The organism is Ruminococcus sp., from assembly GCF_019417665.1.
Classification (GTDB): Bacteria; Bacillota; Clostridia; order Oscillospirales; family Ruminococcaceae; genus Ruminococcus_C.
Genome location: NZ_DXUU01000081.1, coordinates 1 through 7,347, shown reverse-complemented (window position 1 = coordinate 7,347; position 7,347 = coordinate 1). Strand labels below are relative to the sequence as shown.

Here is a 7,347-nt window from a genome sequence, read left to right as displayed (position 1 = left end):
TGAGCGTGGCCTTATCTTGATCGCTGAGCTCAATCACATATTTGAACGATGGCATGCAACATTTTTTACGGACAAGAGAAATCGTCATAACACAATTAGCGAGGCCGGCCATGTGCGGACTCTGGCCGACCTCATATCATTAATTTACTTTTATCATACGATAGCCCACACCAATATGTGTTTGGATGTATTGCGGGGACTCCTCTGTTGGCTCCAGCTTTTTCCGCAGTGTTGCCATAAATACCCGCAGGGAAGCCACATCGTTATCCCAACTGTGGCCCCAGATATTTTGTGTGATAAAGGTATGGGTCAGTACCTTGCCGACATTCTTGGACAGCAGACACAACAGCTTATACTCAATGGGTGTCAGGTGAAGTTCGCTTTCATCCAGATAAGCGCATCCCCCGGCATAATCCACTTTCAACTTACCATTCACAAATATAGAACTGGCAGTAAACATCTCTGCCGTCATCAGAGAGAGTCTTCGCTGCGTCACCCGAAGTCGTGCCAGCAGTTCTTCTACCGAAAAGGGCTTTGTCAAATAATCGTCCGCTCCGGCATCCAGCGCCTTGATTTTATCGTTATCCTCGCTTCGGGCGCTGATTACAATAATCGGAACATTGGACCAGGAGCGAACCGTTTGAATGACTTGAACGCCATCCATATCTGGCAAGCCCAAATCCAGTAAGATGATTTCAGGATTGTGCGATGTGGTCTCCATAATGGCTGCCGAGCCATTAGGTGCTGTCACATAACGATAATCATTTGTTTTTAAAGTGGTCGTAATGAGATTTCGTACAGACGGGTCATCCTCAACCACTAATATCAAAGGTTTATTCATGAAGTTCTACCTCCCCGGCGGGTAATGTAAATGTGAACACAGTGCCATTTGGCTGATTGTCTGATACGGAAATCGTGCCGCCGTGGGCGGTCACAATGGACTTACAGAGGGACAGCCCCAATCCAAGGCTTCTGCGGCTGTCGACCACTTTATTGGCTCCACTATAAAACATATCGAAAATACGGGGTTTCTGCGCATCGGGAATCCCAGGGCCGTTGTCGGAAACGGAAACCGTGACCCATTGCTCTTTTTGATCGGTATGTATTTCAATTACGGAACCGACAGGGGTATATTTGATGGCGTTATCCACCAAATTGATAATAACCTGAACGATCAGCTTCGCATCAATGTGGGCAAGGATAAAGTCTTTACCGCTGGTCACACGAATGGTGTGTTCTTTACTCTTTCTGTTGATGTGCTTCAGTGCTTCAGAAACGACCTCATCCATGAGTTCGATACTCCAAGTCAAATTGACCTGTCCGCCCTCAATTCGTGTGACTGCTAACAAATTTTCAACCAGATTGATTAGCCACATGGAATCGTCATAAATATCGGTAAAGGTCTGCTCCCGCAATGCATCATCCATCTTTTTATAATTTGCAAGCAAATTGCCTGCGCTGCCAGAAATCGCTGTCAAAGGGGTTCGAAGATCATGGGAGATTGCCCGCAGCAGGTTGGCACGAAGCTGTTCATTTTGTGCCAGGACAGCCGCTTCCTCTTTTTCTTTGGCGTTTTTGATGTTTTCAAGTGCCAAAGCACACTCGCCCAGAATAGAGAGGAGTACGCTGTTTTCGAAAGAGTCCAGCGGAATACCGTTCACCGCAATACCAGCCACTCCATATACATGCTGGTTGACCCGAATCGCAAGGTATAAACACTTTGCACTGGATAATGTATCTGTTGTGGCACCGGCGTGTTTATTGTTTCGGAAGACCCAATCGGCGACTGCTTTCTCGTTCTCAGAAATTAAATCTTCCTGAATGCTATTAACAGCACGAAAAACGTTAGGGGTGGCAAGTTCTTTACCATCAGACAGGTAGACGACAATATCTTTTTTCAGCAGCTTCATGAGCTGCCCTGCCGTAGCGGTGATTACCGCATTCTCATCCTGCTCTTTTTGCAGAAGCTGGTTGGTTTCAAAAAGAATCTTTGTACGGTAAGCTGTATGGGCAGATTGTTTCGCATTTTCTTTCAGCCGGGTAGCAAGAGATCCGGAAAGCAGTGTTACTATAAACATAATGGTAAAGGTAACAATATAGTTTGGATCGTCAAAATGGAATGTCAGTCTCGGAGTGGTAAAAAAGAAATTGAAAACCAGCACACTGACAACCGAGGTCAGAATCCCGCACAGTCGGTTGGTTGTGATTACAGCGGTCACAAGTACGCCTAATATGTAAACTGCGATAATATTACTCTCCGTGAACCCAAGAGCGTCAAAGCCACAGCCAATCAGTGTAGCTACCAGCAATACGACTATACTCTTCAGAACATCACGCAGGGGCATCGCATCTACCTGCGCCTTTCTCTTTTTTTCCTGATAGCTGGTTTCTGTGCTGGCATCCGGTATCACATGAATATCCAGATTAGGTACGCTGGAAATCAGGCGTTCCGTCAAGGTGGGCTTGCTGAAAATATTCTTTCGTGCAATGGTACTTCGTCCAATTACGATTTTTGAGATGCCGGAAAGACGGGCAAATTCCGCAATCTGATAAGGCACGTCATCGCCATAACTTGTCTCAATCGCAGCGCCAAGTTGCTGGGCCAGACGCTTATTATCCTGCAAACGCTTTTTATCATCGTCACTCATCGCCGCTGTATTTGGCGTTTCCACATAAAGAGCGGTAAATGTTCCCCGAAAGGCTCTTGCCATCCTTGCAGCAGTCCGAATGATTTTTGCGTTGGATGGCGACGAGGAAAGACATGCCAGAATGCGCTCGTCTGTATGGTAATCGCCCCGGCTCTGTACTCTGGCGCTTTCCGTCAGCAAGTTCACCCGGTCAGCGCACCGACGGAGGGCGATTTCCCGCAATGCGGTGAGATTTTCCAGCGTGAAAAAATTAACTGTTGCCCGCTGCGCCTGATCTTCCCGGTACACATTTCCACTTGCCAGTCGTTCCAGCAACTCCGCAGGCTCAATATCCACCAGTTCTACCTGATCTGCTTGATCAAAGGTGGAATCCGGAATGCGCTCCCGCACAAGAATTCCGGTGATAGAGGCTACTGTATCGTTGAGACTCTCGATATGTTGGACATTTACAGTCGTATAGACATCAATTCCAGCATTTAGCAGTTCCTGAACATCCTGATACCGCTTCGTGTGCCGACTGCTTTCGGCGTTGGTATGGGCCAACTCATCCACCAGTATGAGCTGGGGATTTCGCTTGAGCGCAGCATCAATATCAAATTCACGAAGGGTCATTCCTTCGTAAGCAACTTGTTTCACAGGAAGCTGCTCCAAGCCGTCCAGAAGTGCCATCGTCTGGGGGCGGGCATGGGGTTCTATGTATCCGGCGACCACATCGATGCCACGCTCCTTCGCCTGATGAGCCGCCTGAAGCATGGCATAGGTCTTTCCGACACCTGCGGCATAACCGAAAAAGATTTTGAGTTTTCCGCTTTTCTTAGTGGATGCATCGTTACGGATCGCACGAAGAAGCTGATCCGGATCTTGTCTTGGCAGTTCCATTTTAACCCCCCTATCTGTCACTCAAGTAAAAGCGATTCCCTTTTTCAATATTATAACACACAATGTCAAAACCTACATCTGCGACGGATCCACGGCAAATTTGTTCAGGCATCCAATGAAAAAATCGATGACAGGTGATTTTTGGGAATCCCTCCATAGTGCCATTTGTGTGATTTGATTCTGGGTAATCGGCTCAATGGGCAAGTCAGCATATTCCATCACAACCGGGGCGCAACGAAGAAGCACCATCCGTGTATTATAATGAGTTTTTTTTGATATGTCTGTATTCTCTGGTAAAAAAATTATGTCCAATTTGTGTGTTTCCAGTTCTCTGCACAATTCACTTTCTTCTCCGCTGAAAATATGGATAGAGACATCTGGATGCTGCTTTCCGTAAGTCTCGAAAGCATCTGCGAGACCGCCTGCCATGAATGGGTTGGAAAAACCAATTCGCAAGCTGTTTTCGCCGTAAGTCAGAGCAGTTTCTTGTCTATTCCAATTGTTTTCCAGAAAAACATCCAGTTTTTTCGTCAGAAAGTACCCAAAAATGAATATGGCTGATGTACTTACAAGTAAAATAACATCCTGCATGGATTCACCCCCCAATTCCTTTGATTTTTCTTAAAATCAAGTATGAAAGCACCTTTGCAAATTTCTGTTACTTCCCAACGCCAACATGGTATCTCCTGCTTTCAGCACTGTGTCTGAAGAAATAGATAACTCCAGCTTGCCGCTTTTCTTGATTCCCATAATGTTAATATTGAATTTTTTACGAATATCAAGCTCTCCAATCGAATGGTTCGCCCAATCTTTGGGAATGGGAATCTCAAACATGGCATGATTTTCATCCAGTTCTATGTAATCGAGAATGTGATCCGCACTGTAACGGATTGCTGTCCACTTTGCGAGCTGTTTTTCCGGGTAGACTACTTCATTTGCACCGTTACGCAGCAAAAATTTTTCCTGAACATCAGTTGCAGCTCGGGAAACTACAAACCTCGCTCCTAATTCACTGAGCAGAGAAGTCGTTTCCAATGAACTTTGAAAGTTGTTGCCGATGGCCACAATGCATACATCATAGTTGCGAACACCGAGAGATTCCAGGAAATCGGCATTCGTACTGTCTCCAATCTGTGCATTGGTAACAAGGGGCAGAACAGCCTCTACACGTTCCTCCGAAGTATCTACCGCCATCACTTGATGACCCAAATGATTCAAGTGCAGGGCAATATGCTTTCCAAATCGCCCCAGACCAATTAGAAGAATTGATTTCATAATGTCTCCTTTATCCTACTGTTATTTTTTCCTTTGGTAGTTTTGAAACTTTCTTTTGTGCACTGGACAAGGCCGCAAAAATCAATGTAAGGCCACCTACTCGCCCAAAAAACATCAGCAGAATCAAAAAACTCCGTGAGAGCAGATTCAGTTCCGGTGTAATCCCCAGAGACAGGCCGACTGTGCCAACAGCCGAGGCAGTTTCAAAAAGGCAGGTAAGCATGGGAAGTCCTTCGGAAACGCTGATGATAAGGCCACCGGTACAACATAGCGTAATATACATTAGCGAAATTGTCGCTGCGTTTTTTACGACATCATCATCGATGCGACGTCCAAAGAGGTGTGCATTTTCTCTGCGCCGAAAGGTGGAAATTGCAGTAGTCAGCAAAACAGCAATGGTTGTTGTTTTCAAACCGCCTGCGGTAGACCCGGGACTACCGCCGATCAGCATCAGCGCAATGGTGATAAATTGTCCGGCCTCACTCAAATCCGTTAAATCCACTGTATTAAAACCCGCCGTTCGTGGTGTCACAGCTTGAAAAAGAGAAGATAAAAGCCGCTCCTTTTGGGTAAGATCAGCAAACTCAAAAAAATAAAAGTACATTGCCGGAACGATCAATAAAACCGCTGTGGTACAAAGAATCACCTTACTCTGCATCCGATATTTGTGCAAATGCAATCGGTTTGTCCGAATATCATCCCAAGTCAGAAAGCCAATGCCGCCAAACACAATCAAGAACATAATCGTAAAGTTTATGACTGGATTCGCTGCATAGCTGGTCAGGGAGGAAAAGGGAGTGCGCACACCCAACAGATCAAAGCCTGCGTTGCAAAAAGCGGACACGGAATGAAACAGTGCCATCCAAAGGCCAATTTTTCCGAAGTCACGGCAAAACACCGGCGCCATCACGGCTGCACACAGCAGTTCCATCACCAGTGTCACCCTGACGATAAAGCCAGTCAGGCGAACGATTCCCCCTACCTTTGGCGCTGAAATCGCCTCCTGCATGGTACTGCGCTGCATCAAAGAAATCTTCCGACCGGAAATCATTGCAAAGGATGCGGCTACGGTAATAACCCCCATGCCTCCAATCTGAATCAGCAGTAAAATGACAAACTGGCCGAAGGCCGACCAGTATGTTGCCGTATCATGTATAATGAGTCCGGTTACACAGACTGCTGAAGTAGAAGTAAACAATGCCTCCGAGAAAGGCGTTGCCAGTCCGCTGCGACTGGAAAACGGTAGCATTAAAAGGAAGGTGCCGAAAAGGATCACACCGGAAAACCCGAGGATGATAATTTGAAACGAAGTCAACTTCCTTTTTAACAACACTACTCCCATAACTGCAATCCTCCTTTATACCCCTTTATGTGCCCTTAATCATAAATCAAAGGGCGTAAAGAAGGTAAAAGAGAATGTGTATCTGTATTAAGGCCGTCTAAAGATGCAGGACTTATTCTTTTTTATCACGATCTTGTGCCAGAAATTCAATCAGCCGTTTCCTTGTCAGAATCCCGCATAGAACATTCCGGCCATCAACGATGGGGACAAAATTCTGATTCAGCATGGAAGTTACAACTTGCTCGAAATCTGCATCTATTTGTAACGTAGGGCAAAAATCTCTGCGAACAATGCTGCCAAGTCGGTATCCCTCCTGTACTTTCAAGTCTGTTGTCTGGCAAACAAGAAGGTGGCGGAGGAAATCTCCCTCCGTCACGCTTCCAATATACTGTTCCTGATCATTCAGTACCGGGACAGCGGTATAGCCATGTACCATAAACCGTTCCAATCCCTGACGAATCGTATCCTTTTCATGAAGAAATACAGTGGAGATTTTGGGAATCATGATTTTAGCTATGTTCATTTCACCCCTCCAGAATACCGTCCAGCACCAGATTGACTTCCAGCACATTGACGGTCTCTTCACCAAAGATGCCAAGGAACCGACCGTCGGTGCAGTTTTGGATGATCTCACGCACTTCATCTTCGGTCATATCATTTGCCTTTGCAATGCGTGCTACCTGATATTCCGCTGCTGCCGGGGAAATATGGGGATCAAGCCCACTGCCGGAACAGGTGACAAGGTCCACCGGAACAGCTGTTTCGTCCATTTCAGAATTTGCATTGCGGAGCTTTTCTACACGTTCTGCCACAAGCTGTGCATATTCCTCACTTGCCGGAGAGAGGTTGGAGGGAGCGGCGTACATCAGTGCCTTTCCGTTTTCATCCGTATAGGTTGAAACATCAATATTCATAATGCGCCCCCACATATGGGCTTCATCTGTATATTGCTGCCCCAGCAACTCACAGCCATATTTTTTCCCGTCTACTTCAATGATGCTTCCGTCTGCATTGTCCGGGAAAATTAGCTGAGCAATTCCTGTGACAACACCCGTATAGATCACGCCGCACAGCAGAGTAAAGATTAAAAAGATCATACCTGCCTTTGGTAATACACTTTTTATTGTTTTCATGATATATCCCCTCCTTTTGTGGTAGACAAGGTGCCCGCAGTCGTGGCAATTTTCTTTTTCCCAGCCAGGC

7 protein-coding genes are annotated in these 7,347 nt (G+C 46.2%); all 7 read right to left on the bottom strand.

Going from position 1 to position 7,347, the window contains the following annotated elements; translation table 11 throughout:
* Positions 1-139: 139 nt before the first annotated feature.
* The 7 genes from QZ375_RS13135 to kdpC all read right to left on the bottom strand — a co-directional run bounded on the left by QZ375_RS13135 (position 140) and on the right by kdpC (position 7,277).
* Positions 140-841, bottom strand: coding sequence for a response regulator transcription factor (locus tag QZ375_RS13135; RefSeq protein WP_295219707.1), 702 nt, complete (start codon positions 839-841; stop codon positions 140-142).
* Positions 834-3,527, bottom strand: coding sequence for a sensor histidine kinase KdpD (locus QZ375_RS13130; protein ID WP_295219706.1), 2,694 nt, complete (start codon positions 3,525-3,527; stop codon positions 834-836). Before QZ375_RS13130 ends, QZ375_RS13135 begins: the two co-directional genes overlap by 8 nt.
* Before the next feature lie 72 nt (positions 3,528-3,599).
* Positions 3,600-4,118: a LysR substrate-binding domain-containing protein gene (locus tag QZ375_RS13125; RefSeq protein WP_295219705.1), complete on the bottom strand. Its 519-nt coding sequence runs from the start codon at positions 4,116-4,118 to the stop codon at positions 3,600-3,602.
* Between the two features lie 36 nt (positions 4,119-4,154).
* The gene (locus QZ375_RS13120) at positions 4,155-4,802 is read right to left on the bottom strand and encodes a TrkA family potassium uptake protein (RefSeq protein ID WP_295219704.1); all 648 of its coding nucleotides are present in this window, start codon (positions 4,800-4,802) and stop codon (positions 4,155-4,157) included.
* 10 nt (positions 4,803-4,812) lie between these two features.
* Positions 4,813-6,144, bottom strand: coding sequence for a potassium transporter TrkG (locus tag QZ375_RS13115; RefSeq protein WP_295219703.1), 1,332 nt, complete (start codon positions 6,142-6,144; stop codon positions 4,813-4,815).
* A 112-nt stretch (positions 6,145-6,256) separates the two neighbouring features.
* A complete protein-coding gene (locus QZ375_RS13110) occupies positions 6,257-6,667 on the bottom strand; it encodes a CBS domain-containing protein (RefSeq protein ID WP_295219702.1) in 411 nt (136 codons plus the stop codon).
* Between the two features lies 1 nt (position 6,668).
* Positions 6,669-7,277 (bottom strand): potassium-transporting ATPase subunit KdpC, encoded by a 609-nt coding sequence (gene kdpC, locus QZ375_RS13105; protein WP_295219701.1) that lies wholly within the window; start codon positions 7,275-7,277, stop codon positions 6,669-6,671.
* Between the last annotated feature and the right edge of the window lie 70 nt (positions 7,278-7,347).

Bases quoted from the DNA above. Each gene is read 5' to 3' on its own strand.
- QZ375_RS13135 (WP_295219707.1), bottom strand. From the start codon at position 841: ATGAATAAACCTTTGATATTAGTGGTTGAGGATGACCCGTCTGTACGA.
- QZ375_RS13130 (WP_295219706.1), bottom strand. From the start codon at position 3,527: ATGGAACTGCCAAGACAAGATCCGGATCAGCTTCTTCGTGCGATCCGT.
- QZ375_RS13125 (WP_295219705.1), bottom strand. From the start codon at position 4,118: ATGCAGGATGTTATTTTACTTGTAAGTACATCAGCCATATTCATTTTT.
- QZ375_RS13120 (WP_295219704.1), bottom strand. From the start codon at position 4,802: ATGAAATCAATTCTTCTAATTGGTCTGGGGCGATTTGGAAAGCATATT.
- QZ375_RS13115 (WP_295219703.1), bottom strand. From the start codon at position 6,144: ATGGGAGTAGTGTTGTTAAAAAGGAAGTTGACTTCGTTTCAAATTATC.
- QZ375_RS13110 (WP_295219702.1), bottom strand. From the start codon at position 6,667: ATGAACATAGCTAAAATCATGATTCCCAAAATCTCCACTGTATTTCTT.
- kdpC (WP_295219701.1), bottom strand. From the start codon at position 7,277: ATGAAAACAATAAAAAGTGTATTACCAAAGGCAGGTATGATCTTTTTA.